This window comes from Devosia lacusdianchii (assembly GCF_022429625.1).
Classification (GTDB): Bacteria; Pseudomonadota; Alphaproteobacteria; order Rhizobiales; family Devosiaceae; genus Devosia; species Devosia lacusdianchii.
The window spans coordinates 3,798,871-3,819,576 of sequence record NZ_CP092483.1 but is presented as its reverse complement, the minus strand read 5'-3'; the positions used below and the strand labels follow the sequence as shown (position 1 = coordinate 3,819,576).

Sequence of the window (20,706 nt, the reverse complement as noted above, 5' to 3'; positions counted from 1 at the left end):
CGCTAGCCCTTTTGGATCGTGAAGCGCAGCACGTCGCCTTCGGTGGCGACGGCGCAGTCATGTCCCTGCTGCCGGCAATGCAGGGGAATATCGATCTTGGCCATGGGATCGGTGGCCAGCACGATCAGCGTCGCACCCGGCAGCAGGGCCGCCAGGCGTTTTTCCATCTTCAGTACCGGCAAGGGGCACTTGAGGCCCCGTGCGTCGATGACATCATTGGTCAAGGACGAGCACCCAGTGCACGCCATAGGCCGAGCTCTGGTTGAAGGCGACGGCGACGCCGGCCTTGGTGGCGTTGGCCTTGAGACCGGCGGCATCAGCCGGATTGTTGCGCCAGCCCGAGAAAGTCTCGGCAAAGGTGGCGTAGCCGGCGCTCAGCTTCATGACCACCAGGTCCTGCGGCGTCTTGGGCGGCGTGCCCGTCTGGGCATACTGGTTGGCCAGCACCTGCGCCGTGCCATCGAGGGCCGGGTCCGGGGTCAATGCCGGCAGACCATTGGTGGCGCGATAAGCATTGATGATGCTGAGGGCCTGCGCTTTGTCGAGGCTGGCGCCCGGCTGGTCCATGCGGGCCGAAAGCCCCGGCGCCAGTGCGATGCCGGCGCTGCCGCCGCCACCCATGCTGCAGGCGGAAATGGCGAGCCCGGCAAGAATGGCGGCGAGCGGCAGAATGGCCGGCTTGGAGAGGCGCAAAGCGGTCATGAAGCAAATCCTGATCGAAAGAAGGTCTGGGGCGAGTAGGGGGGCAGCAAGGCCAAAAGATGATCCTGCCGTTCAATAGCGCCAGGAGCCTGCTTTTGGCTTAACAGCGGGTTAGCGATCCCTGGCCGATCGACAGCTCGACATTGATCGTATCGCCTACAGTGACGTCGCACGTCTTGCGCACCGCCGCCTTTATGGGCAGCAGATAGCCCTGGTCCTTGGGAAATAGCGATGTCGTAAAGCGGACGTCGGCGATCCGGGCCTCAACCGGGATCATGCCCCAGCCATAGGTAACCCGCTTCGCCGCCTTGGCAATCTCGGCCACGTGAGCGGCAGGGATCGCCGCGAAAAAGAAAGGCGACGGCCCCCGCCAATGGATGACAATGGTCTGAAATCTGAGCGGCGGCATGGCGATCTCGTTGCATCAGTGCTGTCGCTCAAATACCAGAACTATCACCAGCGCAGCATCAGCTCCGGCATTATGGTGTTGAGCCAGGTCGTAGAAAAGCCAAGCTAACCGAAGTTCTTCGATGATCAAAATTCCTCTTCGCGCTGGACAACTCACCGCGGCCATCTCGCCGATCGGTGCTGAAATCACCTCGCTTCATCATGACGGTGTCGGCGAACTCATGTGGCCCGGCTCGGAAGATAGCTGGCATCGGCAGGCGCCTTTGCTCTTTCCGATCATCGGCCGATATCCGGATGACCTGGTCCTTGTCGGAGATGGTTTGCTCAATCTGCCGCCGCATGGCTTTGCGCCCGATAGTACCTTCGCTGTCGCGCAGCAGAGCGAGGCGGCGTGCCGACTGGTTCTGGCCGATGACGCCAGGACGTGGGCGGTCTACCCCTATGCGTTCCGCCTGACTGTCGATTTCGCGCTCGATGAACGCGGCCTCACCATGGCGATCGAGGTCCACAATCCATCGACCGAGGCTGCGCTGCCCTTCATGCTCGGCGGGCATCCCGGCTTTGCCTGGCCGCTGCCGGCCGCCGGTAATGCCAGCGATCATCGCCTGGGGTTCTCCCGTCGGGAGGCCTCGCCCATGCTGGTGCTGAGCGGCGCGCCTCTATCGGATGATCGAAGTTATGGCTTTGACGGCCAAGTTGCCTGGCCGGCCGATATCGACTTCTTCAGCCTGACCCACGCGCTGTCGCCCGTCAGCAGCGAGATGGTGACCTTCGGAACCGAGGCGGTGAATGTCGCGCTGTCGTTCGAGGGTTTTGAGACACTCGCCCTGTGGCGCCGCGACACGTCGCCGTTTCTCTGTCTCGAACCATGGACCAACCTGCCGATTGCAGCGACCGAGCCGACCCATTTCGAGGACCTGCCCGAGATGATCCGGCTGGCGCCGGGCGCCAGCCGTCGGTTCGCTATGCGAATTGTTCCGGGCGGGACAAAACTTGGTGCAGCTTCGCAAAGCTAGGAGCGGCAGAAACCTGCCTGTGCTCGGCTTCGATGCCGCGTTGCCGCAAGGCACGGATGTAGCGTTGCGCTTCGACGCCTGGGCCCAGCACCAATACGGGGCCGTTCCGCAGCGGCCACTCCTGCTCCGCCTCGGCAATTTCGGCACCTACCAGCAGGCCCAGTATGTAGCCGGCAATCTCGTCGGGTGGCATGCGATCGAACAGCACCAGACTGCGGGCCGAGAACAGCCGGCGCAGCGCTCCGCCGGGCAGGGACTGGTCCCAGGCGGTTGCAACGCCGCGATCGAAGCCGGCCTCGCTGATCGCGGCGCCGTCGGGGATCAAGCGGCTGACGAGCGAATCGCGGCTTAGAAGTTTAGCCGTTTCGCCGCCCACATAGGTGCCCAGCCGAGCGATACGCTCCGCCTCCACCGTAACGAATTTGGTGTGAAGGCCCGGCATGACCACCGTAGCGTTTGCTTGGCCGGCCGCGGCGAGCGCCCGAATTTCTTCACCGCGCATCACATCAGGCAGTGCCGCGAGCGACGAGACGCCGGGCAGAAATGTCAGGGTGAGTTCGGCATCGGCATGGGTCACAGCCGCCCTCCCGATATCGGAAAGTCCGGCCGGAGCAGCGACGAATCCGGTTTCGACCCAACCGCCGCGCCCGGTGATCATGCCGGAAAAATAAGCGGCCTTGGCCTGGTTCCGCCAAACCTGGGGCAACAGTTCGGAGAAGGTCTCGGCAAAACGGCGGTCGCGCACCGCGGTCGTGCCCGTGGCGTTTTGCACCACGTCGATCACTCTGCCGTCATCCTCAATGAGGTCGGCGCAAAACGCCTGTGATGTCCATTCCACCCCAATCAGCATTCTCAGTTCCTTCCAGGCGCTGTGGTTCGGCCTCGACCTTCGGCCGCACCTTTTCGTGCGCGCCGGATCAATGGCCCACTTGACTGATAGCACGCTGCATGTTCATAGTTCCATACCAAAGAAACAAGTTCCAATATATGGAACAAACTAAGGGATTGAGGATGCTGTTCGGGGTGCTGCCGGTTCTTCCAACGCCGTTTGACGCGAGTGGAGGCGTGGATGTCGATGCCATGGCCCGCGTCACGGAATTTGCCCTGGAAGCCGGTGCCGATGGTGTGGTCTTCCCCGGCGTGGCGAGCGAATTCGACCGGTTGGACGCGCAGGAGCGCGAGCGGCTGGTCGGCGTGGTCGGTCGCACCCTGGGTGGACGCAAGCCTTTCGTCGTTGGTGCCAGTGCGGCGACGCCTGCCGAAGTCATCGCCTTTTGCCGCGCCGGCAAGGCCGCGGGCGCTTCGGCGGCCATGGTCATGGCTCCCGCCAGTGTCGGAGCGGAGCCGGCAGCGCTGATCGCCTTTTTCGCGGCGGTGGCTGATGGCGCCGGGCTCGACATCATTCTGCAGAATGCCCCGGCGCCCGTCGGATCAGGCTTGCCTGTGGCGATCATCGCGCAGGTCGTGAGGGCCGTGCCGGCCATCCGCTACGTCAAGGAAGAAACCCTGCCGCCGGGCCCGCGTATCACCGAACTTATCGACGCCGTTGGTACCGAACTGGCCGGAGTGATGGGCGGGGCTGGGTCGCGCTATGTCTATGATGAGCTTGAGCGCGGGGCCGTGGCCCTGATGCCGGCCGTCGAGATCGCCGACCTGCATGCTCAATTGTTCCGGGCCTATCGCGATGGCGACACCGGTCGGGCGCGCGAACTCTATATCCGCTCGCTACCCATTCTGCTCGTGCAGATGATCTACCGCATGAGCCTGACCAAGGAGGTTCTGATGCGGCGTGGGGTGTTCACCACCACCACGGTGCGGGCGCCCCTGCCGGCATTCGACCGCCATGGCCTGGCCGAGATCGACATGATGCTGGCCGAACTGTCCGACCTGCTCACGGTCGGGGCAGAACCTTCAAAGCGTGCCGCGGGAGTTGCGCGATGACCAGCCGTATCAAGTCCGTCGAGAGTTTCATCATCCAGATCGCCCGCCAGGACGAGCCCTATCTGGGCGGTCCCAAGGCCGGCGAGGCGGTCAACGAAGCTGGCTATTTCGTTCGCGGCGGCAACCGCACGGTCTACCCCACCAAGGATCGCACGGTGATCTGCCGCATCGAAACGGTCGATGGAACGGTGGGTTGGGGCGAGACCTATGGCATCGTGGCGCCCGGCGCGGTGCGGGCCATCATTGACGACCTGCTGGCCAATTTCGTCATCGGCCGCGACCCCTTCGACGTCACGGTGATCTACGAGGACCTCTATGACCTGATGCGGGTGCGTGGTCACGATGGCGGCTATTACCACGACGCGCTCGCCGCGGTGGACATAGCCCTCTGGGACATCTGCGGCAAACTGCGCAACGCGCCGGTCGCCAAGCTGCTGGGTGGCGTCCGCCACACCGAAATACCCGCTTATGTGTCGGGACTACCCGGGCCGAGCCTTGCGGCGCGCGCCGAGTTCGCGCGGAGCTGGCTCGACAAAGGCTTCACCCAATTCAAGTTTGCGTCGCCTCATGCCGATGACGGCGTAGTGGCTGAGTTCCGCAGCTTGCGTGAGGCGCTGGGACCGGAGGCGATGATCGCTGCCGATCTGCACTGGACACTGACCGACGTCGAAACCGTGGCATTGGCCCACAAGTGCCTGCCCTATGACCCATGGTTCCTCGAAGCGGTGTGCAAGCCCGAGGATGTGGACGGCATTGCCCGTGCCGCCGAACGGTCACCCGTGCCGATCGCGGCCGGCGAGGAATGGCGCAATGTCTACGATGTCCGCCGCCGCCTCGAGGCCGGCCCACTGGCGATCATCCAGCCCGAAATGGGTCATACCGGCATCACCGCCTTCCATCGCATGGGGCTGCTGGCTGGTTCGCATCATCGGCAGGTCATTCCGCACGCCACGATCGGCACCGGCATTTTCCTGGCGGCCAGCCTGCAGGTCAGCGCGACCTTGCAGACCCTGCGCGGCCACGAATTCCAGCACTCGGTGATGGCGCGCAACGCGCCCTACATCGAGAGCGCGCTGGAGGTGAAAGAGGGGCGCTACATCGTGCCCGACAAACCTGGCATCGGCGCCGAGCCTTCGGCTCAGGCGCTGGCCGAAATGGTCAAATAAGACGTCATCTGGGAGGATAATGATGAAACTGACTAAGACCCTGGCCGGCCTGCTGCTGGCTGGCACCATGGTGCTGCCAAGCGCGGCCATGGCCGAAACGACACTTAATTTCGTGTCGTGGCAGGTTGGCGAAAAGGGCTATGGCGACTGGTGGGCCGCCGTGATCGAGGAGTTCGAGACGACCCATCCGGACGTCACGATCGACTTCACCCTGGTGCCGCGCGACGGCTACACCGACGCCATGATCACCCAGTTCGCCGCGGGTGCACCGCCCGATATCGTGCACCTGACCTCGTTCGAGTATCAGACCTTTGCCGAGAATGGCTGGCTCGAGGATCTGGGACCCTGGGTCGAGAAATCCGGCATGGACCTGACCGGCTGGGCTGGGCAGAGCGCTTGTGTGTGGAAGGGCACCACCAACTGCATCATGCTGCTCTATTTCGGCTACATCCTGGCCTATAACGAGCAACTGCTCGAGGAAGCCGGGGTTGCGGTGCCGACCAATTGGGAGGAGTTCCTGGCCGCCGCCCGCGCCACCACCATTGATCGCGACGGTGATGGCATCAAGGATGTCTATGGTACCGGCGTGCATCTGGCCACGGCCAATTCCAGCTATACCAATGACGTGCTGATGTATGTGCTGTCTGCCGGCGGCCGCTGGACCGACAGCAATGGCAAGGTGACGATCAACACGCCCGAGACGATCGAAGGCATCAACCGCTGGCGGACGCTGGTGGAGGAGGAACTGACCCCCATGGGCATGGTTGGCGGTGATACCGACCAGTTGTTCATGGAAGGCAAGGTCGCCATGCGCATCAACGGGCCATGGATCAACGGCTTCGTGCAGCGCGCTGAGCCGGGCATCCAGGAACACCTCAAATATGCCGCTTCGCCCCTGCAGCCACCGCTGGGCGGCTCGTCCAACGTGATCACGCTGGCCAAGGAAACGCTGCAGGAGAAGAAGGAACTGGCCTGGGAGTTCATCCAACTCGCCACCAGTCAGAAGTTCCAGGAGCTCTATTCCGAGCTGGGCGCTTCGCCGGCGCCCCGTCCCAACTCGGTCAACGATGCCGCGTTCGCCGCGGTGCCGCATATGCAGCTTCTGATCGACGCGACCAATGCCGCTTCGGCGGCTGGCGTCGACCGCATCCCGACCGGACTTGAGGCTCAGAACAACGAGTTTACCAAGATCGCTGCCGAAGAGTTCCAGCGCATGCTGATTGAGAACCTGCCGACCGAACAGGTCGCCGGCGTGATTCAGGTCGAAGCCGAAAAGCTGCAGTAACAGCCCGGCCGCGCCCCCACGGGGCGCGGCTGCCAACGCACAAATCCGGAGGAGGGATAGGATGCGCAAGACCACCATTGCGGGTGCGGCCCTGGGGCTGCTGCTCGCCACGACAAGCCTGGCCCAAGCCGAAACGCTCAAGTTTCTGACCTGGCAGCTCACCGAGGACACCTATGGTCCCTGGTGGGAAGCAGTGATTGCCAAGTTCGAGGAAGCCCATCCCGGCGACACCGTCGAGGCGACGCAGATCGCCCGGCAGGACTTTGCCGATACCATGATGACGCAGTTCGCCGGCGGTTCGCCGCCCGATATCGTCCACCTCGCTTCGTTCGAATACCAGCCCTTTGCCGCCAATGGCTGGCTGGAAGATCTTGGGCCGTGGATCGACAAGGCCGGCCTCGATCTCGATGGCTGGGCCGGACAGAATCTGTGCACCTGGGAAGGCAGCACGCGCTGCATCAACCTGCAGTATTTCGCCTATATCATGGGCGTGAACACCGCCCTGCTGGAAGAGGCCGGGCTCGAGATTCCCACCGGCTGGGACGAGTTCGTGGCCGCGGCGAGGGCGCTTACCAAGGACACTGACGGTGATGGTATCACCGATGTCTATGGCACCGGCCTGCATCTGGCTTCAGGCAATAACTACATCAACGACATGCTCAACTTCGTGCTGGATGCCGGCGGAAGCTGGACCACGCCGGAGGGCAAGCCCGCCTTCGATACGCCCGAAATGGTCGCGGCCATCGACCATTGGGCCACGCTGATCCGTGAGGGCCTGGTGCCCGCCGACACGACGGGCGGCGATGCCCGCCAGCTTTTCGTCGAAGGCAAGGTGGCCATGCGTATCGAGAATCCAGGCTTGGCCGGGGTGATCGAGACCTCCGCTTCGGAAGAGATGAAGCCGAACCTCAAGCTCGTGCCGTCGCCATTCGATCCGCCGGTTGGTGGCGCCTCGGCGGTGATCACCATGCCAAGTGAAATTCCCGACGAGCGCAAGCAGAAGGTCTGGGACTTCATCGCCATCGCCACCTCGCCGGAAATGCAGGAACTGTTCTCCGAGGTGGTCGGCGCCCCGGCACCGCGGCCGGGTTCGGTCACCGATGCCGTATTGGCCTCGACGCCCGAATACGGGCTGGTCGTGGAAGCCATGGAGAAGGCCGCGGCAGCAGGCGTCGACCGCGTTCCGGTCGGGCTCGAGACGCATTACAACGAGTTGGCCAGCATCGTGCGTGAGGAAATCCAGCGCATGATCATCGAGAATCGCACGGCCGAAGACACCGCCGCGACCTTGCAGGAGCGGGTTTCCGCTCTGCAATAGCAAGCCGGTCCGCCGGCCTGCCCGGCGGACCAACACCGTTCTAGTGGAGAATTACGGCGATGTCAGAATTGAGCCAGCCGCGCACTGATCTTGCCCCGGTTCGCCGATCATCCGGCCTATTTGGGATCGACCTGGCCAGCCCCCGGCATGCCAGCAAGCTGGGCTATTTGCTGCTCGCTCCGGCGGCGCTGCTGATCCTGGCCATCCTGGTCTATCCGATGCTGCTGGCCATCGACATCAGCTTCCACGACGTCAAGTTCGCGACCCTGTCGTTCGGCGCCAGCGAATATACGCTCGCCAACTATCAGAAACTGTTCTCGTCGCCCGATTTCTGGAAAGCTATCGGGGTGACGGCGCAATTGCTGGTGGTGGTCACCAGTATCAGCATGGCCGTCGGCATGGGCACGGCGCTGCTGGTCAACCAGCAGTTTCGCGGCCGCAGCTTTGCCCGCATGCTGATCGCCCTGCCATGGGCGATCCCTGAAGTCGTGGCGGTGGTCACCTGGGTCTGGATTCTCGACGCCTCGTTCGGCGTGTTCAACTGGCTGCTGATCAAGGCGGGGTTGGTGGGTGGTCCGGTGAGCTGGTTCTCCCAACCGGGCACCGCTTTCTCGGCCGTCACCATGGTCATGGTGTGGAAGGGTTATCCCTTCATCTCAATCATGATCCTGGCCGGGCTCCAGTCCATTCCCGAGGAATACTATCAGGCGGCCAAGGTCGATGGCGCCAACGTGTTCCAGCGCTTCTTCTGGATCACCATTCCCTGCATCGCGCCGGTGCTGGGGGTGACGCTGATCCTCACCATCCTTTGGGTGTTCCGCGATTTTTCGATCATCTACGTGCTGACCGGCGGCGGCCCCGTGGGGGCAACCGAGACGCTGGCCATCATGACCTATGAGGAGGCCTTCAACTTCTTCCGCATGGGCTACGCCTCGGCCATCGGCGTGGTGACGCTGCTCATCTGCGCCATCATCAGCGCTTTCCTGGTCAAAAAGACCAGCCACGCCATCTACTAGGAGGGCGCCATGAAACGCACGCTGCCCCAATCCATCCTGCTCTATGTCACCCTGGTGCTGGTGATCGCCATCCTGCTGTTTCCGGTCTACTGGATGGTCATCACCTCGCTGGCTCCCAGCAATGCCCTGCGCAGCTTCCCGCCGCAATTCTGGCCGCAGAACCCGCAGTGGCAGACCTATACCAACCTGATCTTCAACAGCGACATGCCGCGCTGGCTGATGAACTCGGCGCTGGTGGCCGTGGCGGCAACGGCCATTTCCATGCTGGTCTCGGTGCTGGCTGCCTATAGCCTCTCGCGCTACACCATGCGGGGCAGCGAGGCGGTGGGCCTGTTTATCCTGATGAGCAAGATGCTGCCGGCCACCATGCTGATCATTCCGCTGTTCAGTATCTTTCGTAACCTCGGCTTGATGGGCTCGCTGTGGTCGCTGGTCATTGCCCATGCGACGGCTATCGTTCCCTTCGCCACCTGGATGCTCAAGGGCTACTTCGACTCCATTCCGCAGGAGCTCGAGCAGGCGGCGCAGGTCGATGGCTGCACCCCCTGGGGGGCGCTGTTCCGCGTCATCCTGCCCGTTGCGGCGCCTGGCCTTGCCGCCACTGCCCTCTATGGTTTCGTGCTGTCCTGGGCCGACTATCTCTATGCCCGCACGTTCCTGGCCAATGCGGCCGGAAATTGGACGGCCAATGTCGGCATCGCCACCTTCAAGGGCGAGTATCAGACCGACTGGAACGTCATCATGGCCGCTTCGCTCCTGGCAGCCCTGCCTATCATGATCGCCTACCTCTTCCTGCAACGCTATCTCGTTGGCGGCCTTGCCGCTGGCGCGGGAAAATAACGCCATGGCCGACATTCAGATTCAGAACCTCAATAAGTCCTACGGCGCCTTCCACGCGCTCAAGGATATGTCCCTCCGTATCGAAGACGGCGAGTTCGTCGTCTTCGTCGGACCTTCCGGCTGTGGCAAATCCACGGCGCTCAAGATCCTGGCCGGCCTCGAAGCTGCCAGTGGCGGGAGCATTCTCATTGGTGGGGAGGATGTGACCGAACTCGCTCCCGGCAAGCGCGATATTGCCATGGTGTTCCAGAACTATGCGCTCTATCCGCACCTGACCGTGCGCCAGAATATCGGCTTCGGTCTCAAGATGCGGGGCACGAGCAAGCAGGAGATCGACCAGCGGGTCGAGCATGCCGCGCAGGCGCTCGAAATCACCGATTTTCTCGATCGCCGTCCACGCGCCCTTTCGGGTGGTCAGCGCCAGCGCGTGGCCCTGGGCCGGGCCATCGTGCGCGAACCGCGGCTGTTCCTGATGGATGAACCGCTGTCCAACCTGGACGCGGCGCTCCGCGTCCAGATGCGGGCCGAAATCACGGCGCTGCAACGGCGCATCGGCACGACCACGATCTATGTGACGCATGACCAGACGGAGGCCATGACCATGGCCGACCGCATCGTCATCATGCGCAAGGGTGTGGTCCAGCAGATCGGCAGCCCCGATGAGCTGTTCAACCGGCCGGCCAATATCTTCGTGGCCGGGTTCATCGGCTCCCCGGCGATGAACTTCATCCGGGGCACTGTGACCAGCGATGCAAGTGGGCTCAGCGTCGATGCCGGCGGCCTCCGGCTCCAGCTCGATGGTGCTGCGGCCGCTGGCTATATCGGCAAGGACGTCGTCTGCGGCGTGCGCCCGGAATCCCTGACCCTGGCCGCGCCCGGTGCGCCGGCCCTCGAAATCACGCCCACGCTCATCGAAAGCCTGGGCAACGAGGCTTATGTGCATTTCCGAATGCCGGGTCGTCAGGTCGCCGTTGCGGTGGCAGGGGAGCACGAGCATGAAGCGTCCAGCAGCGGCACGCTGATCGCTCGTCTCTATGATGTCGGCCAGCCGCTGGCCGGACAAGTGGTGCGGCTTGCCCTCAAGCCAAACTCTTCCGTACACCTGTTCGATCCGGCTACAGAAGAGGCGATCAGATAACGGAATCATCATGCCCGAACTGAAGCGTCTTGGCGGATATGAAATGCCGATGGGCACGACGGCCCTAGGCAAGGGGCTCTACGTGCTCGATCTGCTCGGCGAGGTGGACCGGCCCCCGCGCTTCACCCAGCTGCTGAAGCTCACCGGCTTTCCCAAGGGCACGCTGCATCGCATCCTCGAGGGGCTGATGGAGTTCCGCCTCATTCGCTTCAACGAGGCCGACCAGACCTATCGGTTGGGACCACGCTTCTTCGAGCTGGCCCACAAGGTATGGGATGAATTCGATCTGCGCGGCGCGGCAGCTCCCGAACTGGATCGGCTGGCCGACCTGACGCATGAGACCGTGTCGCTGTGCGAGCTGGAGCATGGCGCTATCCTCTATATCGACCGGCGCCTGTCTCCGGACGCGTTCGGCTTTCGCATCGAGGTCGGCCGCCGCGCGCCGGTGCACAATACGGCGGGCGGCAAGGCGTTAATGAGCTTCCTGTCGCCGCATCGGCAACGCAGCCTGATCGCCGAGCTTCTGGCCTCGGACGATGTCACCAAGCGGCCGGCTAACGAGGCCGAGTTCATGACTGATCTGAGCCTGACCCGGGCGCGCGGCTATGCGCTGTCGCTCGAGGAACACGTCCCCGGCGTCGTGTCGGTCGCTGCGCCGGTGCTCGACCACCGGCACGAGCCGATCGCAGCCATCGGAGTTTCCGGTCCGCGCGAGCGCATCAGCATTGATCGTCTGCACACGATTGGCCGCGACCTCATGGAGGCGGCGCGGCGCATTTCAGGCAATGTCGGAGCGACTGCTATGAGCATCAACGCACCCGAGCGGCCCCGCATCGAGGGAACGGCCAATGCCGAATGCGTGTTGCCGGTGGCTGCCCATCTCGGGGAGGGTCCGGTCTGGAGTTCGGCCGACGGCAAGCTGCTGTGGCTCGATATTCTCTCCCCGGCCGTGCACGTCTTTGATCCCGCAACCGGCCAGGACAGCGCGGTCAAGGTCCCGCGCATGGTGACCTCGATTGCGGCCCGGACCCGGGGCGGGCATGCCGTTATGACCCAAAATGGGCTGGAACTGCTCGACATCGCCACGGGAGCGCTGACGCCGGTGGTCGACCCCGAACAGGCCATCGAATCCAATCGCTTCAACGATGCCAAATGTGACCGCCGCGGGCGCTTCTGGGCCGGAAGCATGGCGCTGGACGCTTCGGCACCGTCGGGCAGCCTCTATTGTATCGAACCGGACGGGCAATGGCGGCGGGTGGATAGCGGTTTCACCGTGTCCAACGGCATGGATTGGAGCCCCGATGACACCAAGATGTACTTTGCCGATTCAGCGCAAGGCAGGGTGTTCGTCTACGATTTCGACCTTGAGAGCGGCACGGTCAGCAACCGCCGTCCGCTCATTCACATTCCTGCCGTCGAGGGCAAGCCCGATGGGCTGACCGTGGATGCCGAGGGCTTTATCTGGGTGGCGGTCTGGGATGGCTGGTCGGTCCGGCGTTATGCGCCCGACGGTAGACTGGACCGCGTCGTCGGCGTGCCGGTGCCACGACCGTCGAGTTGCTGTTTCGGCGGCCCGACCCTCGACCGGCTCTACATCACGTCGGGCCGCATCCGCCTCGCCGAGCGCATGCTGGTCGAAGCGCCGCTGTCTGGCGGTATTTTTGCCTTCGAGCCTGGCGTGCGCGGCCAGCCGGGCGGATTGTTTGCCGGATGATCGAAAGCACCTATTCCAGCCTGCGCGACCGGCCCGTCGTGGTGACTGGCGCCGCCTCGGGTATCGGCAAGGCCATGGCATTGGCCTTCGGCCGACAGGGTGCTCCGGTCGGCGTGATCGACTTCAACGCGGCTGGCGGAGCCCAGGTAGCCGATGAGATCATCGCCGCTGGCGGGCGGGCGATCGCGTCGCCGGCCGACGTCACCGATATTGCCGCGCTCCAGCTGGCCATCGCCTCCGTGCAGGAGGCACTCGGGCCGATCCGGGTGCTGATCAACAATGCCGGCAACGACAAGCGCCATGATTTCGCGGATATGACGCCCGCCTATTGGGATGAGCGCATGGCCGTCAACCTGCGCCATCTAGCCTTTGCCGCCCAGGCGGTGACGCCGGGTATGAAGGGAGCTGGTGGCGGCGTGATCATCAATCTAGGCTCGACCTCGTGGATGCAGGGCGCGGCGGGTCTCATCGCCTATGGCACGGCCAAGGCCGCCATAGGCGGGTTCACGCAATGCCTCGCGCGCGACCTCGGACCCGACGGCATCAGGGTGATGTGCATTGCCCCTGGTCGCACGATGACCGAACGCGCGACCGCGGGCGGACTTGATCCCGCCTATGTCGAGCAAACGCTCGCTCGCCAGGCCGTCAAGCAATTGGTGCAGCCCGACGATATTGCGCGCCTGGCGCTCTGGCTGGCCTCGGACGATGCCCGCATCATGTCTGGCCAGACCATCATAGCCGATGGCGGCCATATGCTGCGGTGACGTGGAGGTGGTGATCTCGACGGGATTCGAACCCATGACCCCCGGATTAGGAATCCGGTGCTCTATCCTGCTGAGCTACGAGACCACGGCTCGTGGATAGCAAATGCGCCGGTATTGCGAAACCCCGTTCGCGGGGCGCGATTGATGAATGCGGTTCATGGACACATGCGCCGCGAATGGCCTAATCGCCTGCGAGCTGGCCCGATAGACTTGCCGTCGACGATTCTGTCGACAGCGGGCTTACGGGGACCAATGATGAGTGACGAGGCCGTTGCCGATGTCAGCGCGGAGATCGATGACGCGGCCAAGCCACCTGTCAGCCTGACAGAGCATCGCCCCCTGCTCGGTATCGGGTTAGCCATTGCCGCGACCATGCTCTTTGCCACCAATGACGCCACCAACAAATACCTCATCGCCACTTATGATGTGCCGCTGGTGGCCGCCATCCGATACATCGTCCACGCGTTGCTGATGCTGGCGCTGCTCGGTCCGACGCGCGGGCCCGAACTGGTGACGACCCAGCGGACCGGGCTCGTGGTGGCGCGGTCGCTGTGCCTGGTCGTGGCGACGCTGTTTGCCGGGCTGGCGCTGCAACGCATGCCGATCGCCGAGACGGTCTCGATCATCTATCTCTCGCCAATCGTGGTCGTCGTGTTGGCGCGGCCCATTTTGGGCGAGCAGATCGGCGTCATCGGCTGGCTGGCTGCGCTGGGTGGCTTTGCCGGCGTGGTGCTGATCGCCCGGCCTGGCGGCGGGCTCGATCCTGCCGGGGTGACCTTCGCCCTGTGCAATGTCGGGGTCACGGTGACCTATTACCTGCTCTCGCGCATCCTGGTGCGCAGCGAGAAGACGCTGGCGCTGCTGTTCTATTCGGCGCTGGTGGGCGCCATCTGTTTCGGGCTGGCCATGCCGTGGTTTTGGTTTGGCGCGGTGCCGAGCCCGTTCGAAATCGTGCTTTTCATCAGTCTCGGGCTGACAGCCGGCCTCGGCCATTTCTGTTTCACCGCCGCCAATCGCTATGCCGAAGCGTCGCTGCTGGCGCCAATGGGCTATCTGCACCTGTTGTGGGCCTGCCTGCTGGGCTGGCTGGTGTTCGGACAGTTGCCGGACGGGCTCGGTCTTATGGGGATGGCAATTATCGGACTAGCCGGCGTCGGCGTGGCGCTGCGGTCTCGGTTTGCTGGCCGCTGACGCCCTGATGGCGTCGGGGTTTGCAGGACATCGGTTCATGGGCCCGGCCATTCGAGCGTAGCCCTCATGGCCTTCTCGCCTCAAATCGCTCCACTGGAGCGATTTGCCCTACGGGACGGCTCGAAGTCTTGCGAATGCCTTATGTTTCGGGCACACCGGGGGTCGAATTCGTCTGCTCCAGAAGGCTCGGCACATGGCCCACCCGGTTTCCCCGCTTGCTCCCAAATCCTACCCGGATCTGCCGGCCATATCGGGGGTGCGCTTTGCCACCGCCGAGGCCGGCATCAAGTACAAGAACCGCACCGATGTGCTGCTGATGGCGTTCGAGGAAGGCACGACCGCTGCGGGCGTGCTGACCAAGTCCAAATGTTCGTCGGCTGCCGTCGATTGGTGCAAGGCCAACCTGCCGGGCGGGGTCGCGCGGGGTCTGGTGGTCAATTCGGGCAATGCCAATGCCTTTACCGGCGCAAAGGGTAAAGAAAGCGTGGCGCTGACGGCCGATTATGCCGCCAAGGCGCTGGGCTGCGCGCCATCCGAAGTGTTCCTGGCCTCGACCGGAGTAATCGGTGAGCCGCTCAATGCCGACAAGTTTGCCGGCGTGCTCGATACGATGGCGACACGTCTCAATGACGGCCCCTGGATGGACCCGGCCAAGGCCATCATGACCACCGATACCTTCCCCAAGCTTTCGGGCGCCATCCTCGAGATCGACGGGGTGGAAGTCAGGATCAACGGCATTGCCAAGGGCTCGGGCATGATTGCCCCTGATATGGCGACGATGTTGAGCTTTGTTGTCACCGACATGCCCATCGCGGCGCCGGTGCTACAGGCCTTGCTGGCGCGCCATGTGCAAACCAGCTTCAACGCCATCACTGTCGACAGCGACACCTCCACATCCGATACGCTACTGGCCTTTGCTACCGGCAAAGCGCGGGTCGAGGCGATCGACAGCCTCGACGATCCGCGCGCCGAGACCTTCGGTGAAGCGCTGAGGGATGTGTTGTTCGATCTTGCCATCCAGGTGGTGCGCGACGGTGAGGGTGCGACCAAACAGGTCTCGATCCATGTCGAGGGCGCAACCTCAGACGCCAGCGCGTTCCGCATCGCCAAGTCGATCGCCGATAGCCCGCTGGTCAAGACCGCCATTGCCGGCGAGGATGCCAATTGGGGCCGCGTGGTCATGGCCGTTGGCAAGGCCGGTGAGCCGGCCGATCGAGACAAGCTCGCCATCCGCTTTGGTGACCTCCTCGTTGCCAAGGACGGCGAGCGGGCGGCGGTCTATGACGAGGCCGCGACCAGCGCCTACATGAAGGGTGAGGACCTGGAGCTGACGGTCAGCTTGGGTCTCGGCGATGGCAAAGCCAGCGTCTATACCTGCGACCTGACGCATGGCTACATCACCATCAATGGCGACTACCGGAGCTGATATGGTTCTGCCCGGCGCCGACGTGTTCGAACGGTCCGGCCTCAAGGCCTGGCCGGGGATAGAGGTGGAGTGGGATGGCGCTTGGGTGCGCCGCGCCGCCAATGGTTACACGCAGCGCGCCAATTCGGTGCAAAGCCTTGACCCTGCCGATGACACCGATGCGCCGGCCCGGATCGCCGCAAGCAGAGCGTGGTTCGAGACGCGCGGCCTACGGCCGATCTTCCGGGTGACGCCGCTGGCCGGGCCCAAGACCGTTGCGGCGCTCGACGAACAGGGCTGGGCCGAGGTCGATGCCAGCCATCTGTTCGCGATGGAATTGGGAACCGTCGCGGCCGACCCGCGCGGCGAGGTGTATGATCTGCTCGACCCAAAATTTCTCGTCGTTCAACAGCAACTCCGGAACTATCCGGATGAAAGGCTGGAAAGGCTCAAGGCTTTGCTCGGCGTGGTCGCGGTGCCCGCTTGCGGCATCGTGCAATACTCGCCCGAAGGCGCGCCAGTGGCCACCGCGTTGATGGCCATTGCTGACGGCATCGTCATTACCGGCAATGTCATCACCGACAGGACCCAGCGTCGCAAGGGTTATGCCGCTGGCATGATGCGGACAGGGCTTGCCTGGGCCAAGCAGGCGGGCGCGGGCATAGCGGCGCTCAATGTGGCGGCGGACAATCCGGGTGGGCAGGCGCTCTATGCCGCTCTCGGCTATCGCCGCCAGTATGATTACACCTATCGCATTCCCGGTGGCGCATGAGCGAAAACAAGCTGCTTCTCGTCGTCGCCTGCGCCCTCGTTGATGCCGACCGGCGCGTGCTGATCGCGCAGCGCCCTGAGGGTAAGTCCATGGCCGGGCTCTGGGAATTTCCTGGTGGCAAGGTCGAGCCCGGCGAAAGCCCCGAGGACGCGCTGATCCGTGAACTCGAGGAAGAGCTTGGTGTTTCGACCAAAACCGCGTGCCTGGCTCCGGTATCTTTCGCCAGTCACTCTTACGAGAATTTTCACCTGTTGATGCCACTTTACGCCTGCCGGAAATGGCAGGGTGTGCCGCAGCCCAGAGAGCATACCGCGCTCAAGTGGGTGCGTCCGCAGGCGCTGCGTGACTTTGCCATGCCGCCGGCCGATGAGCCGCTGATCGCAGCCCTGTGCGATTTGCTCTAGTTGTCCGCGGGGGCGCGCATGCTGGTAGAAACCATCCGGCTATTTATCGATGACGACGGCGGTGCTACCGCTATCGAATATGGCCTCTTGGCCGCACTGATCAGCGTCGCCGCAATCGCCAGTTTCATGATCCTGGGGAACGGCCTGACCAATCTGATGGGCGAGGGCACGGGCGCCGCTGCTCAGGTCATCGGCGAACGGGCCGACAACCTCTAGTTCGGGCTACTGCAGCACCACGACCTTGTACTTCTCGCCCACGACCACGGGGTCGCCGGGATAGAGGTCATTGATGATGTAGAACAGGTCGGTACCGCGATTGAGCCCACCCATCTGGCGTGCCAGGGTATCGGCCGTGTCGCCGGTTTTTGCCGTGACGACGCGGATGGCGACCTTGCGGATCTGTCCCAGGTCCGAAGAATCGGTGCGGCGGAAGCTCTTGAGCGTCGACTCGGCGCCGGCGGCAAAGCGGGCGCTGTCGGATTTGGCGGCGAAGATGAAGCGATAGACCTGGCCGTCGAGCCGCATGACCGAGACGCGGAAGAACCACTGGTCGGTCTGGGCCAGGCCGGAGGCCATCTCGATACCGTTATAGCTCTGGCTGCTGACGCTGTCGGCCTTGAGGCCCGCGATCCAGCCGGACTTCAGATAATCGGTCAGGGCGACATTGGGCTGCACGTCGGCGCTGTCGAAGCGCACGGCCTCGCCGTCACCGGCCACGCCGACCACGGCGCTCTGCGAATTCTGCAGCGTATAGCCTTCGGGCACCGTGAAGGTGAACTTCGATGCCGAATGCAGGAAGCGGCGGCCCACGATCGAGCCCTGGGCCGGGCTGTCGCCAAAGGTGAGACCGGCGATCGAGGCCAGATAGCCGTCGCGATCGGTCTCGCCCATGCTGGTTTGGCCGAACATGGTGCGCGCGGTATCCAGCGCTTTCTGGATGCGGGCCGGGGTTGAAGGGTGCGAGGACAGGAAGCCCTCATCGGCATTGCCGGCGCCGGCCGAGAAGGTAGCGAAACGGCTCATGACGCCAAGGAAGCGCGCTGCGGCCTGCGGATCGTAGCCCGCCTTGCCGGCAAACTTGATGCCTTCGCGATCGGCCTCGAGTTCCTGGTTCTGCCCGAAGGCGGCCATGGATTCACGGGTGCGGTTGGCGGTGGCGTCGGTAGAGGTGTCGCCGCCGAAGACGCCGGTGATCACGCGATCGACGATTTCGGTGGTGCGGGTGCGGTCGGTGCGCGCGCGGGCATGGCGCAGCGTCACGTGGGCGATTTCGTGCGCCAGGACGGCCGCGAGCTCGCTGGTGTCGGAGGCGAGGGCCAGGATACCGCGCGTCACGTAGATATAGCCACCCGGCAGCGCGAAGGCGTTTACCTCGGAGCTGTCGAGAATGGTGACCTGGAATTGCGCATTGGGCTGATTGGCGGCGGCAAGCAGGCGCCCAACGATACGGGCGACCATGATCTCGGCCGGGCGGTCCGAATAGACCCCGCCATAGGCTGCGATGATGCGCGGATGTTCGCGGCGGCCAATCACGGCGTCGTCGGGATCGGTGCCCTCGGGTACGACCGTCGGGGCGGGCCGATCGCCGGTCTGGCTCACGGCAATGTTCGAACTGGTGAGGGTGGTGCAGGCAGACAGCGCCAATAGCGAGACGGCCAGCAGGCCATTCCGCAATCCGGTCCGCATGTCTTCGGCGATGTGCCCCATGCTCGTCATCGTGTCGCCAGAACCTCGATCTGCTCGGGATGGGTTATTTCGATGCGTGGACCATCCCGGTCATCCACCCACCCCCTGACGCGCACCAATGCTCCTTCGAGCATCAGCGGATCGACACCCGTCTCGGCGAAAAGCCGCAGAGCCTGCGCCTCGATCACGGCGGTGAAGTCTTCCTTCCAGAACCGGCCGAAATTGAGATAGACCCGCCCGCCGCTTTGATCGGCGAGGAGTATGCGTCCCTCGACAAGTTCGTAGTGACCGGCCCGGGCGAGGAGGTCGCCGGGCGCGTCCGCCGCACGAGTGCTGTAATAGGGATCGCGCCAGATTCCAAGCCCGGCCGTGCGGGCGCGGCCCTCTGCCGCAAACAAAAGATCGAGGCAGGCGCGGTTGTCGGGGAAGGAATAGACGCGAGCCAAACCCCGGGCGACCATCGCCTGCTGGGCCCAGACGAGACCGTCGTCGGTTTCGACGAAAACATGGGCCAGGGCGCGTTCGTAGCGGTCGATTTCCTCGCCGCCGTAACCCAGTTGCACGGTCTTGTTGAGGGCAATGGCCTCGAGCGCAGCCTTGGCTTCGGGCGCCAGCGGCCAGGTCTCGAAGCCCTCGCGGCCCAGCGGCAGCTTGGGCGCCTGCGTTCCGATCATCCGCACGACGGTTCCGGTATGGAGCACCACCGTATCGCCATCGGTAACTTGGACGACAGTTCCACCCGGCACCATGCGCAAAGCCTCGCAAGCAAGAGCTGCCGTCGATGCCGACGATAGCGCGGCAAGCGCAACAAGATGAACCAAGCTAGTTTTGAGCAAATCAGGGCCCCGGAAAGACATTGTTCACCATGCACCCAAATAAGGCAAAAAATGATGAACAGATCGTGATTTCGGAAGCAAACAGCGGCGGAAGAGACGGTGGACGTCTTCCTGCGGGTGGGTTGGTTCATCGGGCAGCCAGGGAGACCGGATGGGCGTGCGGTCCATGTCAAGCCAGGCCATCAGCGGCGTGCCTATTCCGGCGCGCGCTGCACGATCAGGTGGTTGGCGATGGCGTCGGCCACCACCCGCACGGAGGGCAGCAGGCCCCGGCGATGCGGCATCAGCATCGTAGTGGTCACCTGGCCCATATCCCAGCCGGGCAGAACCTGCACCAGTTCGCCGCGCGCTATCGGGCCGGCGCAGATCGAGGCGGGCATCGCGGTTACGCCCAGCCCGGCTACGATGCCGGCCAGAGTGCCGTTGACGTCGTTGGCGCAGAAGCGCGAGCGGGGCGTGACCCGAACGGTTTGCCCATCGGGCCCATGCAGGTCCCAGAAACTGTCATTGGGGCCGGAAAACACCGCGTCCATCCGGTTTAGGTCGGTCGGCTCGATGACGGGCGGCCTGCCAGCCAGATAGGCGGGGGCAGCCGCCAGCCAGAAGTCCTCGATCATCAGCCGACGCTGCACCAGTCCTGAATCTCGTAGGGGAGCCATATGATCGCGCACGGCGATGTCATAGCCCTCCAGGATCAGATCGACGAAGCGGTCGGTGGCGTTGAGCACCAGGGTGATGCCGGGATGGCGGAGGGCGACCTGGGGTAGCAGGGCGGAGAGTTCGCTCTGCATGGTATAGACCCCGGCGGTGACGCGCACCGTGCCCGAGGGTTCGCCTAACCGGCCGCGGATGACGTTTTCGGCGGCTTCCGCTTCCACCAGCATGGCAGCCGCATGACGATAGAGGTCGCGGCCCAGCTCGGTGACCCCGAAGCTGCGCGAGGTGCGCTGGATCAGCCTCACGCCGGTGGCCGTCTCCAGCGCCGCCAGGCGCTTGCTCAGCGTCTGCTTGGGCGTGCCGGTGGCGCGGCTGGCGGCGGTGAATCCGCCATGGTCGACCACCTGGACGAAGGTCTGCAGGTCGTTGAGGTCCAGCATGATTGTC

22 protein-coding genes and 1 tRNA gene are annotated in these 20,706 nt (G+C 63.9%); 15 read left to right on the top strand and 8 right to left on the bottom strand.

Going from position 1 to position 20,706, the window contains the following annotated elements; genetic code table 11:
- Positions 1-2 precede the first annotated feature (2 nt).
- The 3 genes from MF606_RS18805 to MF606_RS18795 all read right to left on the bottom strand — a co-directional run bounded on the left by MF606_RS18805 (position 3) and on the right by MF606_RS18795 (position 1,111).
- On the bottom strand, positions 3-224 hold the full coding sequence (locus tag MF606_RS18805) for a sulfurtransferase TusA family protein (protein ID WP_240230855.1): 222 nt from the start codon (positions 222-224) through the stop codon (positions 3-5).
- Positions 214-702: a CAP domain-containing protein gene (locus MF606_RS18800; protein WP_240230854.1), complete on the bottom strand. Its 489-nt coding sequence runs from the start codon at positions 700-702 to the stop codon at positions 214-216. The genes MF606_RS18805 and MF606_RS18800 overlap by 11 nt, the downstream gene beginning before the upstream one ends.
- A 100-nt stretch (positions 703-802) precedes the next feature.
- A complete protein-coding gene (locus MF606_RS18795; RefSeq protein WP_240230853.1) occupies positions 803-1,111 on the bottom strand; it encodes a DUF1905 domain-containing protein in 309 nt (102 codons plus the stop codon).
- 121 nt (positions 1,112-1,232) lie between these two features.
- Between MF606_RS18795 and MF606_RS18790 the strand changes: the two genes are divergently transcribed.
- The gene (locus tag MF606_RS18790; RefSeq protein ID WP_240230852.1) at positions 1,233-2,126 is read left to right on the top strand and encodes an aldose epimerase family protein; all 894 of its coding nucleotides are present in this window, start codon (positions 1,233-1,235) and stop codon (positions 2,124-2,126) included.
- Here the strand turns inward: MF606_RS18790 and MF606_RS18785 are convergent.
- Complete coding sequence (locus MF606_RS18785; protein ID WP_240230851.1) at positions 2,074-3,069, bottom strand: 2-dehydro-3-deoxygalactonokinase; 996 nt, start codon at positions 3,067-3,069, stop codon at positions 2,074-2,076. The genes MF606_RS18790 and MF606_RS18785 overlap by 53 nt on opposite strands.
- Before the next feature lie 68 nt (positions 3,070-3,137).
- Between MF606_RS18785 and MF606_RS18780 the strand changes: the two genes are divergently transcribed.
- The 9 genes from MF606_RS18780 (at position 3,138) to MF606_RS18740 (ending at position 13,308) form a co-directional block, all read left to right on the top strand.
- Positions 3,138-4,067, top strand: a complete 930-nt coding sequence (locus MF606_RS18780; RefSeq protein ID WP_420842267.1) for a dihydrodipicolinate synthase family protein — start codon at positions 3,138-3,140, stop codon at positions 4,065-4,067.
- Positions 4,064-5,233 (top strand): mandelate racemase/muconate lactonizing enzyme family protein, encoded by a 1,170-nt coding sequence (locus MF606_RS18775; protein ID WP_240230849.1) that lies wholly within the window; start codon positions 4,064-4,066, stop codon positions 5,231-5,233. Before MF606_RS18780 ends, MF606_RS18775 begins: the two co-directional genes overlap by 4 nt.
- Before the next feature lie 22 nt (positions 5,234-5,255).
- A complete protein-coding gene (locus MF606_RS18770; RefSeq protein ID WP_240230848.1) occupies positions 5,256-6,518 on the top strand; it encodes an ABC transporter substrate-binding protein in 1,263 nt (420 codons plus the stop codon).
- A 61-nt stretch (positions 6,519-6,579) separates the two neighbouring features.
- A complete protein-coding gene (locus tag MF606_RS18765) occupies positions 6,580-7,836 on the top strand; it encodes an ABC transporter substrate-binding protein (RefSeq protein WP_240230847.1) in 1,257 nt (418 codons plus the stop codon).
- Between the two features lie 59 nt (positions 7,837-7,895).
- A complete protein-coding gene (locus MF606_RS18760; RefSeq protein ID WP_240230846.1) occupies positions 7,896-8,852 on the top strand; it encodes a carbohydrate ABC transporter permease in 957 nt (318 codons plus the stop codon).
- Positions 8,853-8,861: 9 nt separating this feature from the next.
- Positions 8,862-9,692, top strand: coding sequence for a carbohydrate ABC transporter permease (locus MF606_RS18755; RefSeq protein ID WP_240230845.1), 831 nt, complete (start codon positions 8,862-8,864; stop codon positions 9,690-9,692).
- Between the two features lie 4 nt (positions 9,693-9,696).
- The gene (locus MF606_RS18750) at positions 9,697-10,830 is read left to right on the top strand and encodes an ABC transporter ATP-binding protein (RefSeq protein WP_240230844.1); all 1,134 of its coding nucleotides are present in this window, start codon (positions 9,697-9,699) and stop codon (positions 10,828-10,830) included.
- 10 nt (positions 10,831-10,840) lie between these two features.
- Complete coding sequence (locus tag MF606_RS18745) at positions 10,841-12,544, top strand: SMP-30/gluconolactonase/LRE family protein (protein ID WP_240230843.1); 1,704 nt, start codon at positions 10,841-10,843, stop codon at positions 12,542-12,544.
- Entirely contained in the window at positions 12,541-13,308 is a 768-nt protein-coding gene (locus tag MF606_RS18740) for an SDR family NAD(P)-dependent oxidoreductase (protein WP_240230842.1), read from the top strand. Before MF606_RS18745 ends, MF606_RS18740 begins: the two co-directional genes overlap by 4 nt.
- Positions 13,309-13,316: 8 nt before the next feature.
- On the opposite strand, the gene MF606_RS18735 is transcribed toward MF606_RS18740, so the two are convergent.
- A tRNA-Arg gene (locus MF606_RS18735) sits at positions 13,317-13,393 on the bottom strand.
- A 170-nt stretch (positions 13,394-13,563) separates the two neighbouring features.
- Between MF606_RS18735 and MF606_RS18730 the strand changes: the two genes are divergently transcribed.
- The 5 genes from MF606_RS18730 to MF606_RS18710 all read left to right on the top strand — a co-directional run bounded on the left by MF606_RS18730 (position 13,564) and on the right by MF606_RS18710 (position 17,296).
- Positions 13,564-14,499, top strand: coding sequence for a DMT family transporter (locus MF606_RS18730; protein ID WP_240230841.1), 936 nt, complete (start codon positions 13,564-13,566; stop codon positions 14,497-14,499).
- 193 nt (positions 14,500-14,692) lie between these two features.
- The gene (gene argJ, locus MF606_RS18725) at positions 14,693-15,925 is read left to right on the top strand and encodes a bifunctional glutamate N-acetyltransferase/amino-acid acetyltransferase ArgJ (RefSeq protein ID WP_240230840.1); all 1,233 of its coding nucleotides are present in this window, start codon (positions 14,693-14,695) and stop codon (positions 15,923-15,925) included.
- A gap of 1 nt (position 15,926) precedes the next feature.
- Positions 15,927-16,676: a GNAT family N-acetyltransferase gene (locus MF606_RS18720; protein ID WP_240230839.1), complete on the top strand. Its 750-nt coding sequence runs from the start codon at positions 15,927-15,929 to the stop codon at positions 16,674-16,676.
- Positions 16,673-17,080, top strand: a complete 408-nt coding sequence (locus tag MF606_RS18715) for a (deoxy)nucleoside triphosphate pyrophosphohydrolase (RefSeq protein ID WP_240230838.1) — start codon at positions 16,673-16,675, stop codon at positions 17,078-17,080. The genes MF606_RS18720 and MF606_RS18715 overlap by 4 nt, the downstream gene beginning before the upstream one ends.
- Positions 17,081-17,098: 18 nt before the next feature.
- Positions 17,099-17,296 carry a Flp family type IVb pilin gene (locus tag MF606_RS18710; protein ID WP_240230837.1) on the top strand — a complete coding sequence of 66 codons (198 nt, stop codon included), beginning with the start codon at positions 17,099-17,101 and terminating at the stop codon, positions 17,294-17,296.
- A gap of 6 nt (positions 17,297-17,302) precedes the next feature.
- On the opposite strand, the gene MF606_RS18705 is transcribed toward MF606_RS18710, so the two are convergent.
- From MF606_RS18705 to MF606_RS18695, 3 genes are all read right to left on the bottom strand, one after another.
- Positions 17,303-18,787 carry a M48 family metalloprotease gene (locus MF606_RS18705; RefSeq protein ID WP_240230836.1) on the bottom strand — a complete coding sequence of 495 codons (1,485 nt, stop codon included), beginning with the start codon at positions 18,785-18,787 and terminating at the stop codon, positions 17,303-17,305.
- A gap of 5 nt (positions 18,788-18,792) precedes the next feature.
- Entirely contained in the window at positions 18,793-19,587 is a 795-nt protein-coding gene (locus MF606_RS18700) for a thermonuclease family protein (protein WP_240230835.1), read from the bottom strand.
- A gap of 209 nt (positions 19,588-19,796) precedes the next feature.
- Positions 19,797-20,699 (bottom strand): LysR substrate-binding domain-containing protein, encoded by a 903-nt coding sequence (locus MF606_RS18695; RefSeq protein WP_240230834.1) that lies wholly within the window; start codon positions 20,697-20,699, stop codon positions 19,797-19,799.
- Positions 20,700-20,706: the final 7 nt, after the last annotated feature.

What these genes read in the sequence shown, in the direction of transcription:
- MF606_RS18795 (WP_240230853.1), bottom strand. Translation starts at nt 1,111, where the DNA reads ATGCCGCCGCTCAGATTTCAGACCATTGTCATCCATTGGCGGGGGCCG.
- MF606_RS18780 (WP_420842267.1), top strand. Translation starts at nt 3,138, where the DNA reads ATGCTGTTCGGGGTGCTGCCGGTTCTTCCAACGCCGTTTGACGCGAGT.
- MF606_RS18755 (WP_240230845.1), top strand. Translation starts at nt 8,862, where the DNA reads ATGAAACGCACGCTGCCCCAATCCATCCTGCTCTATGTCACCCTGGTG.
- MF606_RS18730 (WP_240230841.1), top strand. Translation starts at nt 13,564, where the DNA reads ATGAGTGACGAGGCCGTTGCCGATGTCAGCGCGGAGATCGATGACGCG.
- MF606_RS18720 (WP_240230839.1), top strand. Translation starts at nt 15,927, where the DNA reads ATGGTTCTGCCCGGCGCCGACGTGTTCGAACGGTCCGGCCTCAAGGCC.
- MF606_RS18765 (WP_240230847.1), top strand. Translation starts at nt 6,580, where the DNA reads ATGCGCAAGACCACCATTGCGGGTGCGGCCCTGGGGCTGCTGCTCGCC.
- MF606_RS18775 (WP_240230849.1), top strand. Translation starts at nt 4,064, where the DNA reads ATGACCAGCCGTATCAAGTCCGTCGAGAGTTTCATCATCCAGATCGCC.
- MF606_RS18790 (WP_240230852.1), top strand. Translation starts at nt 1,233, where the DNA reads ATGATCAAAATTCCTCTTCGCGCTGGACAACTCACCGCGGCCATCTCG.
- MF606_RS18715 (WP_240230838.1), top strand. Translation starts at nt 16,673, where the DNA reads ATGAGCGAAAACAAGCTGCTTCTCGTCGTCGCCTGCGCCCTCGTTGAT.
- MF606_RS18740 (WP_240230842.1), top strand. Translation starts at nt 12,541, where the DNA reads ATGATCGAAAGCACCTATTCCAGCCTGCGCGACCGGCCCGTCGTGGTG.
- MF606_RS18770 (WP_240230848.1), top strand. Translation starts at nt 5,256, where the DNA reads ATGAAACTGACTAAGACCCTGGCCGGCCTGCTGCTGGCTGGCACCATG.
- MF606_RS18750 (WP_240230844.1), top strand. Translation starts at nt 9,697, where the DNA reads ATGGCCGACATTCAGATTCAGAACCTCAATAAGTCCTACGGCGCCTTC.
- argJ (WP_240230840.1), top strand. Translation starts at nt 14,693, where the DNA reads ATGGCCCACCCGGTTTCCCCGCTTGCTCCCAAATCCTACCCGGATCTG.
- MF606_RS18745 (WP_240230843.1), top strand. Translation starts at nt 10,841, where the DNA reads ATGCCCGAACTGAAGCGTCTTGGCGGATATGAAATGCCGATGGGCACG.
- MF606_RS18760 (WP_240230846.1), top strand. Translation starts at nt 7,896, where the DNA reads ATGTCAGAATTGAGCCAGCCGCGCACTGATCTTGCCCCGGTTCGCCGA.
- MF606_RS18695 (WP_240230834.1), bottom strand. Translation starts at nt 20,699, where the DNA reads ATGCTGGACCTCAACGACCTGCAGACCTTCGTCCAGGTGGTCGACCAT.
- MF606_RS18705 (WP_240230836.1), bottom strand. Translation starts at nt 18,787, where the DNA reads ATGGGGCACATCGCCGAAGACATGCGGACCGGATTGCGGAATGGCCTG.
- MF606_RS18800 (WP_240230854.1), bottom strand. Translation starts at nt 702, where the DNA reads ATGACCGCTTTGCGCCTCTCCAAGCCGGCCATTCTGCCGCTCGCCGCC.
- MF606_RS18710 (WP_240230837.1), top strand. Translation starts at nt 17,099, where the DNA reads ATGCTGGTAGAAACCATCCGGCTATTTATCGATGACGACGGCGGTGCT.